This window comes from Frigoribacterium sp. AC394 (genome assembly GCF_979258095.1).
This window is the reverse complement of record NZ_OZ409834.1, coordinates 462,485-477,610: the sequence shown is the minus strand read 5'-3', so window position 1 is coordinate 477,610 and position 15,126 is coordinate 462,485. Positions and strand designations below refer to the sequence as shown.

Here is a 15,126-nt window from a genome sequence, read left to right as displayed (position 1 = left end):
GCACAGCCTGGCGCTCGACGGCCGATCATGACGTTCCGATGGTGAGGCCGAGGAGCCCGGCGGCGACGGCGAGCAGCAGCATGCCCGCGCCGCTGGCGATTCCAGCGCCCCATCTCTTCTCGGCTACGAGGCGCGCGGTCTCGACGCTGGCGGTGCTGAACGTGGTGTAGCCGCCCATGAGCCCGCCGCCCGCGACGAGCAGCCATTCTCGAGGCAGCCCCGCGTGGTCGGCGAGACCGGTGAGCACGCCGAGCACGAACGACCCGCTGACATTGATGACCAGGGTCGCCAGCGGAATGGGGGCCGACCACGTGCTGCGGACGACGCCGTCGACGACCAGGCGCAGGGCCGCACCCGCACCACCGGCGACCGCGATCGCGACGAAGAGCCACGGGGCGATCACGACGCCGCCTCAGAACGGCGGTGGAGGGCGGCACCGACGGTGATGCCGGCCCAGGAAGCCACGGCGCCGAGCACGACCGATCCCGCACCGTAGGCGATGGCGATCGGCAGGGCGTCACCGATCAGGGTCGCGGTGTCGACCGCGAGGGCGCTGTAGGTGGTGAACCCGCCGAGAACGCCTGTCCCGATGAACAGACGCAGGTCGCGTCGGCGACCCGCGTCCGGCCCTCGTCGCATCAGCGACTCGAGCAGGAGACCGAGCGCGAACGCACCGACGACGTTGATCAGCAGGATCGTCACGGGGATGCTGCCCGGTGGTGCGGGGAAGCTCAACGACAGGGCTTCGCGCAGGCCCGTGCCGATCGTGCCACCGAGGGTGACGAGTCCGATGAACCGCCACCGCAGGTGCACGGGTCGTTCGGTGCCCGTGGAGTCGTCGACATCGAGGTCCGGGTTCTGGCCCAGCCCTTCGAACTCGTCGCCTCGCCTCGAAGGCAGCGGCGGAAACGGTGAGTCGGGTGAGGGGGTGGTCATGCATCGTCCTTCATGCTGAGGCCGTAGGGGAGTCCGGGCTGATCGGCTTCGATGTCGGTGAGGCGGTTGTACTTGCAGACCCGCTCCCCGCGTGCGGGGGCACCGGATTTGATCTGGCCGACCCCGGTGCCGACGACGAGGTCGGCGATGAACGTGTCGGTGGTCTCCCCGGAGCGGTGCGACACCATGCAGGCCATGCCGTACGACCGGGCGGTGGCGATCGCGTCGAGGGTCTGGCTGACAGAGCCGATCTGGTTCGGCTTGATGAGGACGGCGTCCGACCAGCCCTTCTCGGCACCTTCGGCGATCCTTTCGGGGTCGGTCACGTAGAGGTCGTCGCCGACGAGCTGCACGCGGCCGCCGAACCGCGACGCCATCAGCGCCCACCCGTCGTGGTCGTCCTCGTGGAAGGCGTCCTCAATGCTCCTGATCGGGTAGGCGTCGACCAGTGCACCGTACCGGTCCGCGAGGGCCGCACGGTCGAGGTCCTGCCCGGCGACCCGGTACCTGCCGTCTCCGTCGCCGAACCCGTTCGCGGCAGGGTCGAGGGCGATCGCCACGTCGTCGAGCGCCGCCCGGTGGCCGGCGTCGGTGATCGCCTGGGCGATGAGGTCGAGGGCGTCCTCGGGGCTGTCGATCGCAGGGGCGAAGCCGCCCTCGTCGCCGAGGCCCGCGGTGCCGTAGCGGGTCTGGACGAGCGCCTTCAGGGAGTGGTAGACCTCTGCGCCGGTCTGCACCGCCTCCTCCTCACTGGTCGCCCCGACGGGAGCGATCATGAACTCCTGGAAATCGAGGTCGTTGGCTGCATGGGCGCCTCCGTTCAGGACGTTGAAGTGCGGGACGGGGAGCGACTCGTTCGCCCCCGACAGCAGGGCGATCCACCGGTGCAGGGGCAGGCCGGCTTCCCGGGCCAGCGCCCGCGACGCTGCGATCGACGTGGCGACGACGGCGTTGGCACCGAGCCTCGACCAGTTCGACGTGCCGTCGAGGCCGGCGAGGGCACGGTCGATCTCGCTGATCCCGGCCCAGGGACGTGAGGTGAGGTGGTCGCTGATCTCGGTGGTGACCATCTCTGCCGCTCTCCGGACGCCCTTGCCACCGAACGCTGCACCTCCGTCTCGGAGCTCCACGGCCTCGTGGGCACCGGTCGAGGCTCCTGCGGGGGCGGCGCCCGAGACGAGGGTGCCGTCGGCGAGTTCGAGGTCGACCTGGACGGTAGGAAATCCTCGGGAGTCCAAGATCGACCGTCCGAGAACCGACACGATCGAGATGGGGTGGGCTCCACCGTGGGTGACGTAGGTGCCGACGTCGTGGGTGTGGATGGTGCGGTTGCTGATGTAGTCGTTCATGTCAGGTTCCTCCTTCGTGGGTGATGACCGCAGCGGCGAGGGCTGCTGCGGCCGGGTCGAGATACGTGCCGCCCCGCGTCAGCGGACGCCCATCGGAGGCGAGGTCGTAGATCAGGGGGTGGCCGGTCGGGATGTTGAGCGCGGCGACCTCGAGTGGGGTGAGCGCGTCGAGCAACAGGCAGAGTGCGCGGAGGCTGTTACCGTGGCCCACCACGAGCACGGTGCCGCCGGCGGCACCGGCCCCGACCGCCTCGGCGATGGGCCGGACCCGGGCGATGACGTCGAGCAGGCTCTCGGCCCGGGTGCGGTTCGAGGGTTCCACATGGCGAAGGGCGTCCTGAGCCCACAGCTTCGCGAACAGCGCGTCAGAGGACGGCGGGGGCGGGGTGTCCAGTGAGCGCCGCCACAGGGTGAAGTCCTCCTCGCCGGCTGAGCGGCGGACATCCGCCTTGGTCCGTCCGGTCAGGTCGCCGTAGTCGCGTTCCCGGAGTCGCACGTCGACGGTGAGGGGCTCGGACCACCGGTTCTCGGCGACCATGATGCGGGCGGTCTCGGTCGCTCGGGCCAGCGGCGAGCACAGGATCGACGCCGGGTGGAAACCCGCCTCGTCGAGCAGGCGTGCAGCACGGCGGGCTTCTTCCCGGCCCCTGCTCGTGAGGGGTGAGTCGGTGATGCCGGTGAAGAGCCCGTCGGTGTTGGCCTGGCTCTGGCCGTGCCGCACGAGGGCGATCCGGGTCGTATCGGCGGTCATGGGGTCTCCTATCTCGGTGTCTGGGCACGCCAGTGGTTGAGATAGGGACTGTTGTCGACCTGAGTCGAGGTTGGTGACGGCGAGCCCCACCGCCGTGGCGTTTCCGCCATCCTCAGTGAAGCACTTATCTGATCAGGGTGCACCTGTCGAGCGACATTCCCGAGGAGACGATTCCGCCGTTCGCGCCGAGGACGCCGGCACGGAGCCAATTGAGGCGACCGGCAAGGCTCCCGGCGCGGGGCTCGTCGGGATCGGTCGGGAGAGGTGACGCGTCGGTCATGACGCCATGACAGCACCCGAGGCGTCAGGCTGCCACGCAGAGGAGCCTGCCCTCGCCAGTCCGGGTGTCATCCCTCGCTCGAGTCCGACCAGACGGCCTCCGCGCCGGAGTGGCCGATCCGGACCGTCGTGACGATCCCGCCGATGCTCGTCCCCAGGGCCAGGACGATCAACAGGGCGCCCACGATCAGTCGTGCGCTGCCACGGACCGCAGGACGAGGCCGCTGCTCTTCAGGGGTGAGCACCCAGTGTTGCCAGGCCCACTGCGCCACAGCGACCACGAACACCGCGATCGCCCAGGGAAGAAGGGTGTCGCCCAGTTCCGTGTGGGTCTCGAGAAGGGCGCTCCCGCCGACCCGCTCCTCCAGCGACTCGCCGGACGATGTCGCGAGTGGAACGGCGATCAGCGAGACCAGGGCGATCAGTGGAGTGATGATGCCGAGTCGTCGACGCAGTGCGGGCCAGAACGCCCCGACCAGGACGAGCAGGGACGCCGTCGGGAACGCGACGGTCACCAGGTGGACGATGAGCGGGTGCAAGGGGAGGCCGTCGAGCTGCCAGTCCATGGATGTGCTTCTCTTTCTCGCAGTTCACAGCGACCGAGTCGCGATCGATGCCCGGGGTGGGGTTGAGGAGGAACCCCGGAGTGACTCTCGCGCCTCGGCTCCCAGAATCCCCCCAGAACCACGCTGGGCAGCGATGGCCCGGGTGCTGGCGAGAAAGCGCCCGGAACGTCCCACGAGCGGGGCGGAGACGAGGCGGCCCAGGATGTTTCTGGGCTCAGCGGCGCATCCCTCCACGCTTATGCACGCAGCGCCGTGCTCGCCGGTCGTCGCACCGTGAGTACGACGACGAGGGCCGCGATCGCGGCCAGGAACACCACGCTCGTGACGGTCGACCCGAGGCCGAGCCCGTCGTCCGCGACCGGCTGCGACAGGAAATCTCCGACGGAGGCGCCGAACGGCCGGGTGAGGACGTACGCGGCCCAGAAGGCGAGCACCGACCCGACGCCGGCGAACCGGTGGGCCAGGGCGACGACGGCGATGGCCGCCGCGAACAGCAGCGCCGAGGGCAGGTAGCCGAGCGCGAGCTGCTCGCCGAGCAGGTCGCCGACCGCGGTGCCGAGGGCGAAGGTCATCAACACGGCGGCCCAGTAGAAGGCCTCGCGACGCGGGGTCGTGACCTCGTGGATCGACAGGGTGCCCTCGACGCGGTGCCAGGCGACGAACACGACGGCCAGCGCCACCGCGAAGACGGCCGTCGACACCCACAGGCTGACGCCGAGCGCGTCGGTCAGCGTGTCGGTGAGGAGGGTGCCGACGACGCTGACCAGCACGACCGCGAGCCAGTACACGACGGGCACGTAGGCCCGAGTCCTGAACTGCACGACCAGCGCAACGACGAGCAGGGCAGCCATCACCACACTCGTCACGGTCAGCCCGAGTCCGAGGCCGTCGGCGAGGAAGTCGGCGAAGGTCTCGCCGACGGTGGTGCAGAGCACCTTGATCACCCAGAAGGCGACGGTGATCTCGGGGACCTTGTTGAGCCGGGCCCGGCGGTCGGGGGCCGTGGCCCCGGTCGGAACAGCGCGTGTCGTCATGCGAAGACGGTCGCGTGTCGCCTCCCAGAAATCGCCCAGAGCCCGAGACGAGGAGGCGCGGATCGGCCCGCCAGGGCATCTGGGCGGTTTCTGGGACGGCCGGGCGGAGGCTCGGCGCATGACCGTCCTGCACAGTCCGACCTCGTCGGCGCTCCCTCGCGACCGCACCGCGCCTCCTCTGTTCCCGGCCGTCCGCGCCGTCGTCCGCGACGGGGCGTGGGCGGCGTGGGGCGCGACCGGCATCGCCGGCGTCGTCGTCGCGGGGCTGCTGATCACCTCGGGCGCGAGCGGCGTGAGCGAGGTCGACCTCGACCTCGTGCAGCGCGCGAGCCGGGCGCACGTGCCGGTGCTCGACGAGGCCTCCTTGCTCGTGGATCGCCTGCTCGCGCCGCAGCTGGGCGCAGCCCTCGTGCTGCTGCTGGTCGTGGCGGTGTGGGTCGTGAGCCGTCGCGCGGCTGCCGCCCTCACGGTGCTCGGCGTCGCTGTCGGGCCATGGGCCGCGGCCGAGCTGGTCAAGCTCGTCGTGCAGCGCGACCGACCCGACCCAGGGCTCCTCGTCGACCCGCTGATCATCGAGCCGCACTCATTCTCGTTCCCGAGTGGCCACACGGCCCTCGCGACAGGGCTCGCACTCGCACTGGTCCTGATCGCCTGGGGGCGTCGCCGCGCACGAGTCGTCATCGCCCTGTGCGGGGCGGCGGTGGCGGTCGTCGGGCTGTCGCGCGTCTGGGTGGGCGTGCACTATCCGAGCGACACGCTCGCCTCGGTCGTGCTCGGCTGCTCGGTGGTAGCGCTGGCACTGCCGCCGTGGCTGCGCCTCCTCGACCGGATCGAACAGCGCTCGGGGTCTGCCCACCCCGTCGGGCCGTCGGCGCCGAACCCCTCCGCGACCACCGACCCAGGACGGACCCGCTCATGAGCATCCTCGACCCCCAGACCCTCCTCGCCGGCATGGGCCCGTGGGCCCTCGCCGGCCTGTCGCTGATGATCTTCGTCGAGTCGGGCCTGCTGTTCCCGTTCCTTCCGGGCGACTCGCTGCTCGTCACGGCAGGGCTGCTGCACCAGAGCCTCGGCCTGAGCGTCGCGGTGATCGCGCTCTGCGCGTTCCTCGCCGCGGCGGCCGGGGACCAGGTCGGCTTCTTCCTCGGGCACAGGTTCGGACGCCGCTGGTTCCGCCCCGACGCCCGCGTGCTCAAGACGGCGCACCTGGAGCAGGCCGAGGCGTTCTTCGAGCGGCACGGCGGCAAGGCGCTCGTCCTCGGCCGGTTCGTGCCGGTCGTCCGCACCTTCGTGCCCCTCGCCGCCGGCACGAGCGGCTACCCGTACCGGAAGTTCATCGTGTGGAACCTCACGGGCGCGTTCCTGTGGGCCGTCGGCATGACGGTGCTCGGATCGCTGCTCGGTGGCCTACCGTTCGTGGCAGACCACATCGACCTGCTCGCCGTCGGGCTCGTCGTCGTGTCGGTGCTGCCGATCGTGGTCACCGCCCTGCGGCGATCGCACGCCGCCCGGGCCGAGCAGAGGGTCGCGGCGACCACGACGAGAGACGAGGAGGCGGTGGGTGACCGGTCCTGACACGCGCCCGCGCCTCCTGCTGGTCGAGGACGACCCGGCGCTCGGGCCCATCGTGGCCGACGTGCTCGGCGAGGCCTGGCAGGTCGACCTCGTGACCGACGGCCGACGCGGGCTCGAGGCCGCTCGGGCAGGAGGGCACGCGGTCCTCGTCGTCGACCGCCGCCTCCCCGGGCTCCAGGGCACCGAGCTCGTCGCGACCCTCCGTCGGGAGCACGTGACGACCCCCGTGCTGATGCTGACGGCGCTCGGCACGACCGCCGACCGGGTCGCGGGGCTCGACGGCGGCGCCGACGACTACCTCGTCAAGCCGTTCGAGTTCGACGAGCTGTTCGCCCGGCTGCGCGCCCTGACGCGGTCGTTCGCCGTCGAGGAGCGCTGGCTCGACGTGGGGGAGGCACGCCTGTATCCCGAGAGCCGCATCGTCGTCACTCCCTGGTCCAGCCGCGTGGTGCTGAGCGAGCGGGAGAGCGCCTTGCTCGCCGAGCTCGCGCGACGCCCGGACCACACCTTCGACAGGGCCGACCTGCTCGCGCGGGTGTTCCCGCACGGGGAGCAGCTCGGCACCGTCGACACCTACGTCAGCTACCTGCGCCGCAAGATCGACCGCGACGTCGTGCTCACCGTGCGCGGGCACGGGTACCGGGTGGGTGCCCTGTGACCGGACGTCGAGGGCCGGCCCATGGTCGGGCGGATCCCGAGGCCGCGGCCCTGCAGGCCGCCGCCCGGTCGATCGGCCGACAGATCGTGCTCGTGTCGGGCCTCGTCGTGGTCGGCGCCCTCGCTCTGACCATCGCGTGGGTGCTTCACCAGACCGTCCCGCAGGAGCGACTCGAGCAGGTCGCCGCGGCGGGCCAGGGCGAGGTCTTCGTCTCGGCCACGGACGTCGTGGCCGGCCTCGTCGTCCTCGGCGTCGCAGGCGTCGTCTTCGCCGGGCTCGTCACGGTCGTGATCGCCCGCCGTGCCGTCCGGCCGCTCGGCGAGGCCCTCCGGCTGCAGCGCCGGTTCGTCGCCGACGCGAGCCACGAGCTGCGCACGCCCCTCGCCGTGCTCGACGCCCGACTGCAGGCCCTGCAGCGCAAGATCGCCGGAGGAGCGGCAACCGCCGACGAGCACGTCACCTCCGACCTGGCCAGGCTCCGCGACGACTCGCGAGCCCTGGTCGACATCGTCGGCGACCTGCTCGAGGCAGCGGGTGGCGACCCTGCCGGCCCGGCTGTCGTGCCCGACGCGGTGCTCCTCGACGACGTGGTCGCGGACGTCCTGCGGTCGATGTCCGTGCTCGCCGACGAGCGCGACGTGGCCTTGCGGCACGACAGCAGGACCGCCTCGTGGGTCCGAGTGCCGCGCGCGAGCCTCCGACGGGCGGTGCTGTCCCTGCTCGACAACGCGATCGGCCACGCGCCTCCCGGCTCGATCGTCACTCTGTCGACCCGGCAGGAGCGCGGCTCGGCCGTGTTCGCGATCAGCGACGAGGGACCGGGGATCACAGGCATCGAGCCCGCGCGTGTCTTCGACCGGTTCGCCCGGTCTGAGCCGGCAGACGGAGACTCGCGGCGTGCCAGCGGCGGCACCCGACCGAGCTTCGGAATCGGTCTCGCCCTCGTGAGGGAGATCGCCGTCCGCCACGGAGGCAGCGTTCGGGTCGCTTCGACTTCTCCCGCGGGTACGACGCTCGAGCTGCTCCTGCCAGTCTCCACCGACACGACCTGACGCGAATCGTCGAGCGTGTCCCGAGAGGTCGCTCGGCGTCGACGCCGGAGGTCTCTTGACGTCGGACCTCCGGCGAGAGACCGTAGAACCATGGATACCGACGGCGGCCAGAGCACGAAGCGGTCCGTGGCCCTGTTCCTGCTGATCGTCGCGTCGCTCGTGGCCATCGCTGCAGTGACACTGCTCGTGATCGATTCCTCTCGCACGAGCATGTACTTCACATTGGTCGGCGCACTCATCACGATCCATCTCAACGCGCGTGTCCTCAAGGGCGATCCGACCGCACGGTAGACGGAGTCCGCCGTCTCGAGGCGGATGGGTGTCGCGCTGGTGCTCGTCGCCGCAGGAGGCACGACCCTGTCGCTGCGCGGAGGGAGCGTCCGTTAGATGCAGGGGAGGGGCGCTCGTCACCCGAGGTCCCGACGGTGACGGGTGTCCGGCCGATGCGATTCGCTGCTAGCTTCCGGGCATGACCTGGCCCGCCGTCCACATCTCGCGCTCGCTCGACCACGACGTCGCGACCGTGTCCCGCGTCGCCGGGGACCCTGCGAACCTCCCTGCGTGGGCGGCCGGTCTCAGCACCGGGATCCGTCAGGAGGAGGGGCGGTGGATCACGGACTCGCCCCTGGGCGTCGTCGAGGTGACCTTCACCGGGCCGGTGGAGCTGGGGATCCTCGACCATGACGTGACCCTGCCCGACGGATCGGTGGTGCGGAACCCCTTCCGCATCGTCGCCAACGACGACGGCAGCGAGGCCGTCTTCACCCTCTTCCGCCATGACGGCATGTCGGAGGCGGAGTTCAAGTCCGATGCCGACGCGGTCCGCCGAGACCTCGACCAGCTCGCGGTGCTGCTCGCCGAGCGTTTCCCGCCCGCCCGGTAGACGATCGCCGGCCGAGTGGCGCGCTCTCATCCGGGTGTGTCCAGGCGGCCGATTCGGCCCGTCGAGTGTGCGTCGGGACCGTGCCGACCTCGCTCGCCGTGACGAGACGCGTCGTCAGGTCAGCAGCAGTCGCAGGCCTCGACCTGGCGCTCGCCCGTCAGTGCCGAGACGGGCGTCTTGCAGGCGTCGCCGCGCCAGGCCTCGAGTCCTTCCCGCACGGCGAACACGACGATCACGAGCCCCGCCACGGGGTCTGCCCAGGTCCACCCGAACGCGAGATTGAGCACGAGGCCGACGAGGACGGCGGCGGACAGGTACGAGCAGATGAGGGTCTGCTTCGAGTCGGCCACGGCCGATGCGGAGCCGAGCTCGGTGCCGGTGCGGCGCTCGATCAGGCTCAGGAACGGCATGACCGCCAGGCTCACCGCAGCCAGCACGATGCCCACCGGGGAGTGGTCGGGCTCTCGGATGCCGGTGAGGGCCAGCATGGCGTCGACGGACACGTAGGCGGCCAGGCCGAAGAACGACACGGCGATGACGCGCAGCGCGAGCCGTTCCCGCTTCTCCGGTTCGGGGGCGGCGAACTGCCACGCGATCGCGGCGGCCGACAGCACCTCCACGATCGAATCGAGGCCGAACCCGATCAGGGCGGTCGAGGAGGCGACGGTGCCGGCGGTGATCGCGACGATGGCCTCGATCACGTTGTACGTGATCGTGACGGCCACGATGAGTCTGATCCGGCGCTGCAGCAGGAGGCGGCGGGCCGGAACGAGGAGGCGCGGGTCGGCCGTCATGCTCATGCGCCCGTCCCGCAGCAGAGAGGGACGTCGCAGGCGTCGTCCGTGCAGGGCTCGCCGTCGTCGACGGCGAGCACGACGTCGACCAGAGCGGTCAGCGACCTCGTGAGGTGAGCGTCGGCGATCTCGTAGCGGGTTGATCGCCCCTCGGGGACGGCGACCACGATTCCGCAGCCGCGGAGGCAGGAGAGATGGTTGGAGACGTTCGAGCGCGTGAGGCCGAGTCGGTCGGCCAGCGCACCGGGATAGCCGGGCTCGTCGAGGAGGTGGAGCAGGATGCGCGCTCGGGTCGGATCGGCCATGGCGCGCCCGAGGCGGTTCATGACGTCGACACGCGACGAAAGGGTCAGCATGTGCTGACTATACAGTCGACGCTGACTGGACGCGGTCGGTCATCGGGCGCGGCCCGTGCGTCGACGGACGTAGTCCGCGAAGCCGGGTACGGAGAACTCGAGCTCGCCGTAGACGGGCGCGTGGATGATGCCCTTGCGGATGATTCGGTCGCGGGTGGTCGCCACCTGCGTCAGCGACTTGCCCAGCTCGGCCGCCACCGCGCCGGACTGGACCCGAGGCGAGACGCTCGGCCGGGGACGGGCGTCGTGCCCACCGTCGGGCGACGCGTCGGCCACGGCGACCATGGTGTCGACGTACTCGCGTTCGCGCTCGGAGAGCCGGTCGTAGCGCGCGGAGTACAGCCCCGCGTCGAGCTGCCGCTGCACGGCCGGGATGGCCGCGTCGACGTGAGTCGACTCGATCCGAGCGGCGCCGGCGGCGGACGTCCACGACTCGCTCGCGTAGAGCTGGAGGAAGTAGGGGTACCGATCGGCGAGCTCGAGGACCCGCTCGAGCGCATCGTCGTCCCAGATGGTGCCGAGGTCGAAGGCGGGTTCGGTGACGGCCGCGCGTGCGTCGGACTCGCCCAACCGGTCGATCACCTCGAAGCGGAACCGCTCGGCGTAGGTGTTCGCCTTCGACAGCTCGGCGGCGAGATACGGCAGCCCGGCCCCGATGAGCACGATCGGTTCGTCCTTGAGCGCCGACAGGGCCTGGACGAGGACGGCGATGTCCCGTTTACGGAAGACCTGCAGCTCGTCGATCAGCAGGGCCACGCCGACCCCGTTCTGACTGGCGTCCCGGCCGAGCAGTCGGAGGAACCGGACCAGTTCGGGGAACGGGTCGGAGTCCTCGCGTCGAGGTGCCGCAGCGTCGACGGCGAAGGTGAAGCCGGTCGGCCCCAGCGACAGCTTCATGCCCCCGATCGAGTGCGCCCCCGAGGACAGCGCCTTCCGGAGCCGGCCCTGCGTGAGGTCGGCGCTGTCTCGGATGATGGACCTCACGGCGACACCCGGTTCGACGTCGCGCCGCACCTCGTAGTAGCCGGCGAGCCAGCCTCTCGAGCGGAGCACGGCGCCGACCTCCTGGAGGAGCGACGTCTTGCCCACCCCTCGGAGGCCGGTGAACACGACGGGGTTCGACGAGCGGCCCGCCTCGATGAGCTCGGCGAGAGAGCCGACCACCGCCAGCTGAGACTCCCGACCTATCAGTGTGGGCGGTCGGGTGCCGGCGCCGGGCGTGTAGGGGTTGAGAGTCAATAGGCCTCCTGAGCAGATTTGCTATAATATAGCAAATCATCACACTACTCTCGGGTAAGTCGTTCGCGAGCGGCTCGCAGGCCGACAGGTCCGCACCGAGCACCACACGATCTCCTCCCGGGCGCACGGCGCATCGAGGTCAGCCGGCGCCGGGTGTCGATGCGAGCCCCGTCAGCAGAACACCGCCCACGGCGGCGATCATCACGACGGCCCACGCCGGCACCCGCCAGACGACCAGCAGCACGAAGCAGGCCAGGGCCAGGCAGAAGGCGCCGACGTCGGTCACCGCCGTGACGAACACCGGGTCGTAGAGCGCCGCGGCCAGCAGCCCGACGACGGCCGCGTTCACCCCGCGGAGGAGCGCGCCGACGAGCCGACGACCCCGCAGCGCGTCCCAGAACGGCAGCACGCCCGCCAGCAGCAGCAGCCCCGGTGCGAAGATCGCGAGGGTGGCCAGCACGGCGCCGAGCGCGCCTCCCGGCCCGAGATCGGCGACGGCCCCGAGGAACGTCGCGAAGGTGAAGAGCGGACCGGGCACCGCCTGCGCCACGCCGTAGCCGGTCAGGAAGACGCCGTCGTCGACCCAGCCGGGCTCGACCAGCCCCGCGTGCAGCAGCGGCAGCACGACGTGACCGCCACCGAAGACGAGCGCCCCCGCCCGGTAGAAGACGTCGACCAGGGCGATCGTCTCGGACCGCGTCGCGGCGGCCAGCACGGGCAGTCCGGCGAGGAGGGCGACGAAGAGACCCAGGCAGACCGCACCCGCCCGCCGACCGATCGGGAACTTCGCGGACCCGACCCGCGCCTCCTCGTCGGACCGGCAGAAGAGCAGCCCTCCTGCGAGCCCGACCGCGATCGCGACCAGCTGCCCGGCCGGGCCGGTCAGCGCGAGGGCGGCGACCGCGGCGACGACGGCGAGGGAGGCGCGGGTCGGGTCGGGCGCCAGCGACCGCGCCATCCCCGTCACGGCGTGGGCCACGACCGCCACCGCGCCGATCGTCAGACCCCTCACGACGGCCGAGCCCACGGGCCCGTCGATCGCCCCGAGGCCGAGTGCCACCGCGTACATCAGCAGGGCCGACGGCAGGGTGAACGCGACGAACGCCGCCAGCGCGCCGAGCGGACCGGCCCGCAGCAGACCCAGCCCGAAGCCGACCTGGCTCGACGCCGGCCCGGGCAGGAACTGCGCCAGCGCGACCAGCTCGCCGTACCGCCCGTCGGCGAGCCAGCGACGGCGTTCGACCAGCTCGGAGCGGAAGTACCCGAGGTGCGCGACCGGCCCGCCGAACGACGTCAGCCCGAGCAGAGAGAAGACCCGGGCGACCTCGAGGGGGTTCCCTCGGTCGCCCGGGTCTGCGCTGTCTCGTCTCGTCACGGGGTCATGATGTCAAACCCCGGTGACTCGCCGGTGACGCGTCGGCCCGGTGCCGTCGACTCAGTGCCCGGCGACGTACAGCTCGGGCTCGGGCAGCCCCTTCGCCGAGCGGATCGACCGCGACAGGCGCTCGATCGACACGAGCGCGGCCACCACGTCGGCGGACGTCACCGTGAACGGCATGTTGTGGATGGTCTCCGTCTCGACGGTCGCGGCCTCGGCCACGGCGGTGAGCTCGTCGAGGTCGTCGACCGTCAGACCGATCTCGGTCAGCGTGTTCGGCAGACCGACGCGGGTGGTGAACTCGACGAAGTCCTCGATCTCGTCGCGGGGCGCCCCCTCGAGCACGAGCTGCGTCATCGAGCCGATGTTGACCTTCTGCCCGTGCGTCAGCCCGTGGGTCTGCGGCGCCGCGGTGAGGCCGTTGTGGATGGCGTGCGCGGCGGCGAGTCCGCCCGACTCGAAGCCCAGACCCGACAGCAGCGTGTTGGCCTCGACGAGGGCCTCGAGGGCGGGGGTGACGACGCCGTCCTCCGCCGCGGCGAGGGCCGAGAAGGCGTTCTCGTGGATGATGCGCCACGACAGCTCGGCGAGCGCCGTGCCGGCCTGCGTCGGGAGGCCGCCGGCCATCGTGGTGGCGTGCGAGCGGGCCGAGGCGCGCGCCTCGAGCCAGGTGGCGAGTGCGTCGCCGATGCCCGCGACGAGGAACTTCACGGGCGCGTTCGCGACGAGCTGCGTGTCGATCAGCACGAGGTCGGGGTTGCGCGGGAAGAACCGGTACTCGATGAACTCGCCCTCGTCGGTGTAGACGACGGCGAGCGCCGAGGTCGGCGCGTCGGTGGAGGCGACCGTGGGCACGCTGACCCAGCGGATGCCGGCGAGGTGCCCGGCGGCTTTGGCGGCGTCGATGGCGCTGCCGCCGCCGATCGCGACGACGACGTCGGCGGACGCCCCTCGGATGGTGTCGACGAGCTCGTCGATCGAGGCGGGTGTCGCGAAGCGACCGAATCCGACGCGCTCGATGCGCAGGTCGGCCGACTCGAAGCTGGTGGTGACCGACTGCTCGACGAGACCCCAGACCACGTCGTCCGACACGATCAGCGGCTTCGAGCCGATCGGGGCGACGAACTCGCCGAGCCGGGTGATCGCGTCCTTGCCCTGGACGTAGCGGGCGGGGCTCATGACGGTGCGGATGGGAGTGGTCATCGTGCGGTCCTCTCTGGTGGTGCGTGTCGTCCCGACGGTACGCGCGCCTCCTCCGTGGCCCCTCCGTGCCCCGCACCGCCACGGAGGCGCTCGGGGTACGGTCGGCGCATGAGCACCCGCGGCCGTCGCCCAGCCCCTTCGTCCGACCTCCGTGCGACCGTGCCGGCGGCGGCGCGTCTCGTCGTGCCGCAGTCGGTGGTCGTGGGGTTCCTGCGTCTCACGGCGGCGAACCGGACCTTCGTCAGCGCGGCCGGCGCCCGTCGTCGCATCCGTGCGCGGTCGCTGCGTCCTGCGCCGTTCGGTCCGCCGAGCGCCCTGCGGTCGGACGTCCGCGTCGACGTCGAGCAGCGCTCCGGCCGGCCGGTGTACCGCGTCTCCCGGCGCGACGGCGTGTCCCGCGGCACCGTGGTCTACGCCCACGGCGGCGGCTGGGTCGGCGAGATCGTGTCGCAGCACTGGCATCTGGCCGCGCAGATCGCGGCCGACGCGGGCACCACGGTGGTCGTCCCGATCTACCCCCTCGTGCCGTTCGGGACCGCCGAGGAGGCGCGGGTCGGCATCGTCGACCTCGTCACCGCGGCGGACGGTCCCGTGGCTCTCGCGGGGGATTCGGCCGGCGGTCAGATCGTCCTCTCGGCGGCGTTGTCGCTGCGTGACGAGGGCGTCGTCGTGCCTCGGACGGTGCTGATCGCCCCCGCGCTCGACCTCACCTGGAGCAACCCTCGGATCCCCGTCGTCCAGCCGAGCGACCCGTGGCTCGGCACCCCGGGCGGTCGGGTGCTGTCCGAGCACTGGCGGGGCGGTCTCGACCTGCGCGACCCCACGGTCAGCCCGCTGTTCGGCGATCTCGCCGGGCTGGGTGCGCTGACCGTGTTCTCGGGGACGCGCGACGTCCTGAATCCCGACGCGCACCTCCTGCGCGACCGTGCTCGCACCGCAGGGGTCGACCTGGACTGGCACGAGGGTCGAGGGCTGATCCACGCGTACCCGCTGCTGCCGACGCGGGCCGGCAGGGAGGCGCGGGTCGAGATCGTGCGGACGCTCCGGGAGACCCTCGCCGGGTGAGCCGCGGG

General features: G+C 71.5%; 18 protein-coding genes and 1 pseudogene. 7 read left to right on the top strand and 12 right to left on the bottom strand.

Translation table 11 applies throughout. From position 1 onward, the window contains the following. Window positions 1-25: 25 nt before the first annotated feature. The 7 genes and pseudogenes from ACZZY9_RS02165 to ACZZY9_RS02135 form a co-directional block, all read right to left on the bottom strand. The gene (locus tag ACZZY9_RS02165; protein WP_463464623.1) at window positions 26-400 is read right to left on the bottom strand and encodes a fluoride efflux transporter FluC; all 375 of its coding nucleotides are present in this window, start codon (window positions 398-400) and stop codon (window positions 26-28) included. Next, on the bottom strand, window positions 400-936 hold the full coding sequence (locus ACZZY9_RS02160) for a fluoride efflux transporter FluC (protein WP_463462814.1): 537 nt from the start codon (window positions 934-936) through the stop codon (window positions 400-402). The genes ACZZY9_RS02165 and ACZZY9_RS02160 overlap by 1 nt, the downstream gene beginning before the upstream one ends. Beyond that, a complete protein-coding gene (eno, locus tag ACZZY9_RS02155) occupies window positions 933-2,285 on the bottom strand; it encodes a phosphopyruvate hydratase (RefSeq protein WP_463462813.1) in 1,353 nt (450 codons plus the stop codon). The genes ACZZY9_RS02160 and eno overlap by 4 nt, the downstream gene beginning before the upstream one ends. Window position 2,286: 1 nt before the next feature. Next, the gene (locus tag ACZZY9_RS02150) at window positions 2,287-3,036 is read right to left on the bottom strand and encodes a 2,3-bisphosphoglycerate-dependent phosphoglycerate mutase (protein WP_463462812.1); all 750 of its coding nucleotides are present in this window, start codon (window positions 3,034-3,036) and stop codon (window positions 2,287-2,289) included. A gap of 163 nt (window positions 3,037-3,199) precedes the next feature. Beyond that, a pseudogene (locus tag ACZZY9_RS02145) lies at window positions 3,200-3,316 on the bottom strand (VIT1/CCC1 transporter family protein); the annotation flags it as partial. Window positions 3,317-3,383: 67 nt separating this feature from the next. Further along, on the bottom strand, window positions 3,384-3,881 hold the full coding sequence (locus ACZZY9_RS02140; RefSeq protein WP_463462811.1) for a DUF2231 domain-containing protein: 498 nt from the start codon (window positions 3,879-3,881) through the stop codon (window positions 3,384-3,386). 236 nt (window positions 3,882-4,117) lie between these two features. Further along, on the bottom strand, window positions 4,118-4,915 hold the full coding sequence (locus ACZZY9_RS02135; RefSeq protein WP_463462810.1) for a COG4705 family protein: 798 nt from the start codon (window positions 4,913-4,915) through the stop codon (window positions 4,118-4,120). Between the two features lie 118 nt (window positions 4,916-5,033). Between ACZZY9_RS02135 and ACZZY9_RS02130 the strand changes: the two genes are divergently transcribed. The 6 genes from ACZZY9_RS02130 (at window position 5,034) to ACZZY9_RS02105 (ending at window position 9,083) form a co-directional block, all read left to right on the top strand. After that, window positions 5,034-5,834 carry a phosphatase PAP2 family protein gene (locus ACZZY9_RS02130; RefSeq protein WP_463462809.1) on the top strand — a complete coding sequence of 267 codons (801 nt, stop codon included), beginning with the start codon at window positions 5,034-5,036 and terminating at the stop codon, window positions 5,832-5,834. After that, on the top strand, window positions 5,831-6,490 hold the full coding sequence (locus ACZZY9_RS02125; RefSeq protein ID WP_463462808.1) for a DedA family protein: 660 nt from the start codon (window positions 5,831-5,833) through the stop codon (window positions 6,488-6,490). Before ACZZY9_RS02130 ends, ACZZY9_RS02125 begins: the two co-directional genes overlap by 4 nt. After that, window positions 6,477-7,148 (top strand): response regulator transcription factor, encoded by a 672-nt coding sequence (locus ACZZY9_RS02120; RefSeq protein WP_463462807.1) that lies wholly within the window; start codon window positions 6,477-6,479, stop codon window positions 7,146-7,148. Before ACZZY9_RS02125 ends, ACZZY9_RS02120 begins: the two co-directional genes overlap by 14 nt. Beyond that, window positions 7,145-8,200, top strand: a complete 1,056-nt coding sequence (locus tag ACZZY9_RS02115; protein WP_463462806.1) for a sensor histidine kinase — start codon at window positions 7,145-7,147, stop codon at window positions 8,198-8,200. The genes ACZZY9_RS02120 and ACZZY9_RS02115 overlap by 4 nt, the downstream gene beginning before the upstream one ends. Before the next feature lie 90 nt (window positions 8,201-8,290). Continuing rightward, window positions 8,291-8,491, top strand: a complete 201-nt coding sequence (locus ACZZY9_RS02110; RefSeq protein ID WP_463462805.1) for a hypothetical protein — start codon at window positions 8,291-8,293, stop codon at window positions 8,489-8,491. A 178-nt stretch (window positions 8,492-8,669) separates the two neighbouring features. After that, a complete protein-coding gene (locus ACZZY9_RS02105; protein ID WP_463462804.1) occupies window positions 8,670-9,083 on the top strand; it encodes an SRPBCC family protein in 414 nt (137 codons plus the stop codon). 119 nt (window positions 9,084-9,202) lie between these two features. Here ACZZY9_RS02105 and ACZZY9_RS02100 read toward each other — a convergent pair whose 3' ends face one another. The 5 genes from ACZZY9_RS02100 to ACZZY9_RS02080 form a co-directional block, all read right to left on the bottom strand. Beyond that, window positions 9,203-9,883 (bottom strand): cation efflux transmembrane domain-containing protein, encoded by a 681-nt coding sequence (locus tag ACZZY9_RS02100; protein WP_463462803.1) that lies wholly within the window; start codon window positions 9,881-9,883, stop codon window positions 9,203-9,205. Further along, window positions 9,880-10,233 (bottom strand): Cd(II)/Pb(II)-sensing metalloregulatory transcriptional regulator CmtR, encoded by a 354-nt coding sequence (gene cmtR / locus ACZZY9_RS02095; RefSeq protein WP_463462802.1) that lies wholly within the window; start codon window positions 10,231-10,233, stop codon window positions 9,880-9,882. The genes ACZZY9_RS02100 and cmtR overlap by 4 nt, the downstream gene beginning before the upstream one ends. A gap of 39 nt (window positions 10,234-10,272) precedes the next feature. Beyond that, window positions 10,273-11,472: an ATP-binding protein gene (locus tag ACZZY9_RS02090; RefSeq protein ID WP_463462801.1), complete on the bottom strand. Its 1,200-nt coding sequence runs from the start codon at window positions 11,470-11,472 to the stop codon at window positions 10,273-10,275. A gap of 139 nt (window positions 11,473-11,611) precedes the next feature. Then, complete coding sequence (gene chrA, locus ACZZY9_RS02085; RefSeq protein WP_463462800.1) at window positions 11,612-12,847, bottom strand: chromate efflux transporter; 1,236 nt, start codon at window positions 12,845-12,847, stop codon at window positions 11,612-11,614. A gap of 60 nt (window positions 12,848-12,907) precedes the next feature. Continuing rightward, on the bottom strand, window positions 12,908-14,053 hold the full coding sequence (locus tag ACZZY9_RS02080) for a glycerol dehydrogenase (protein WP_463462799.1): 1,146 nt from the start codon (window positions 14,051-14,053) through the stop codon (window positions 12,908-12,910). Between the two features lie 108 nt (window positions 14,054-14,161). On the opposite strand from ACZZY9_RS02080, the gene ACZZY9_RS02075 reads away from it, so the two are divergent. Continuing rightward, entirely contained in the window at window positions 14,162-15,118 is a 957-nt protein-coding gene (locus ACZZY9_RS02075; protein WP_463462798.1) for an alpha/beta hydrolase fold domain-containing protein, read from the top strand. Window positions 15,119-15,126: the final 8 nt, after the last annotated feature.

What these genes read in the sequence shown, in the direction of transcription:
- ACZZY9_RS02160 (WP_463462814.1), bottom strand. Translation starts at nt 936, where the DNA reads ATGACCACCCCCTCACCCGACTCACCGTTTCCGCCGCTGCCTTCGAGG.
- eno (WP_463462813.1), bottom strand. Translation starts at nt 2,285, where the DNA reads ATGAACGACTACATCAGCAACCGCACCATCCACACCCACGACGTCGGC.
- ACZZY9_RS02150 (WP_463462812.1), bottom strand. Translation starts at nt 3,036, where the DNA reads ATGACCGCCGATACGACCCGGATCGCCCTCGTGCGGCACGGCCAGAGC.
- ACZZY9_RS02140 (WP_463462811.1), bottom strand. Translation starts at nt 3,881, where the DNA reads ATGGACTGGCAGCTCGACGGCCTCCCCTTGCACCCGCTCATCGTCCAC.
- ACZZY9_RS02135 (WP_463462810.1), bottom strand. Translation starts at nt 4,915, where the DNA reads ATGACGACACGCGCTGTTCCGACCGGGGCCACGGCCCCCGACCGCCGG.
- ACZZY9_RS02130 (WP_463462809.1), top strand. Translation starts at nt 5,034, where the DNA reads ATGACCGTCCTGCACAGTCCGACCTCGTCGGCGCTCCCTCGCGACCGC.
- ACZZY9_RS02125 (WP_463462808.1), top strand. Translation starts at nt 5,831, where the DNA reads ATGAGCATCCTCGACCCCCAGACCCTCCTCGCCGGCATGGGCCCGTGG.
- ACZZY9_RS02110 (WP_463462805.1), top strand. Translation starts at nt 8,291, where the DNA reads ATGGATACCGACGGCGGCCAGAGCACGAAGCGGTCCGTGGCCCTGTTC.
- ACZZY9_RS02105 (WP_463462804.1), top strand. Translation starts at nt 8,670, where the DNA reads ATGACCTGGCCCGCCGTCCACATCTCGCGCTCGCTCGACCACGACGTC.
- ACZZY9_RS02100 (WP_463462803.1), bottom strand. Translation starts at nt 9,883, where the DNA reads ATGAGCATGACGGCCGACCCGCGCCTCCTCGTTCCGGCCCGCCGCCTC.
- cmtR (WP_463462802.1), bottom strand. Translation starts at nt 10,233, where the DNA reads ATGCTGACCCTTTCGTCGCGTGTCGACGTCATGAACCGCCTCGGGCGC.
- ACZZY9_RS02080 (WP_463462799.1), bottom strand. Translation starts at nt 14,053, where the DNA reads ATGACCACTCCCATCCGCACCGTCATGAGCCCCGCCCGCTACGTCCAG.
- ACZZY9_RS02075 (WP_463462798.1), top strand. Translation starts at nt 14,162, where the DNA reads ATGAGCACCCGCGGCCGTCGCCCAGCCCCTTCGTCCGACCTCCGTGCG.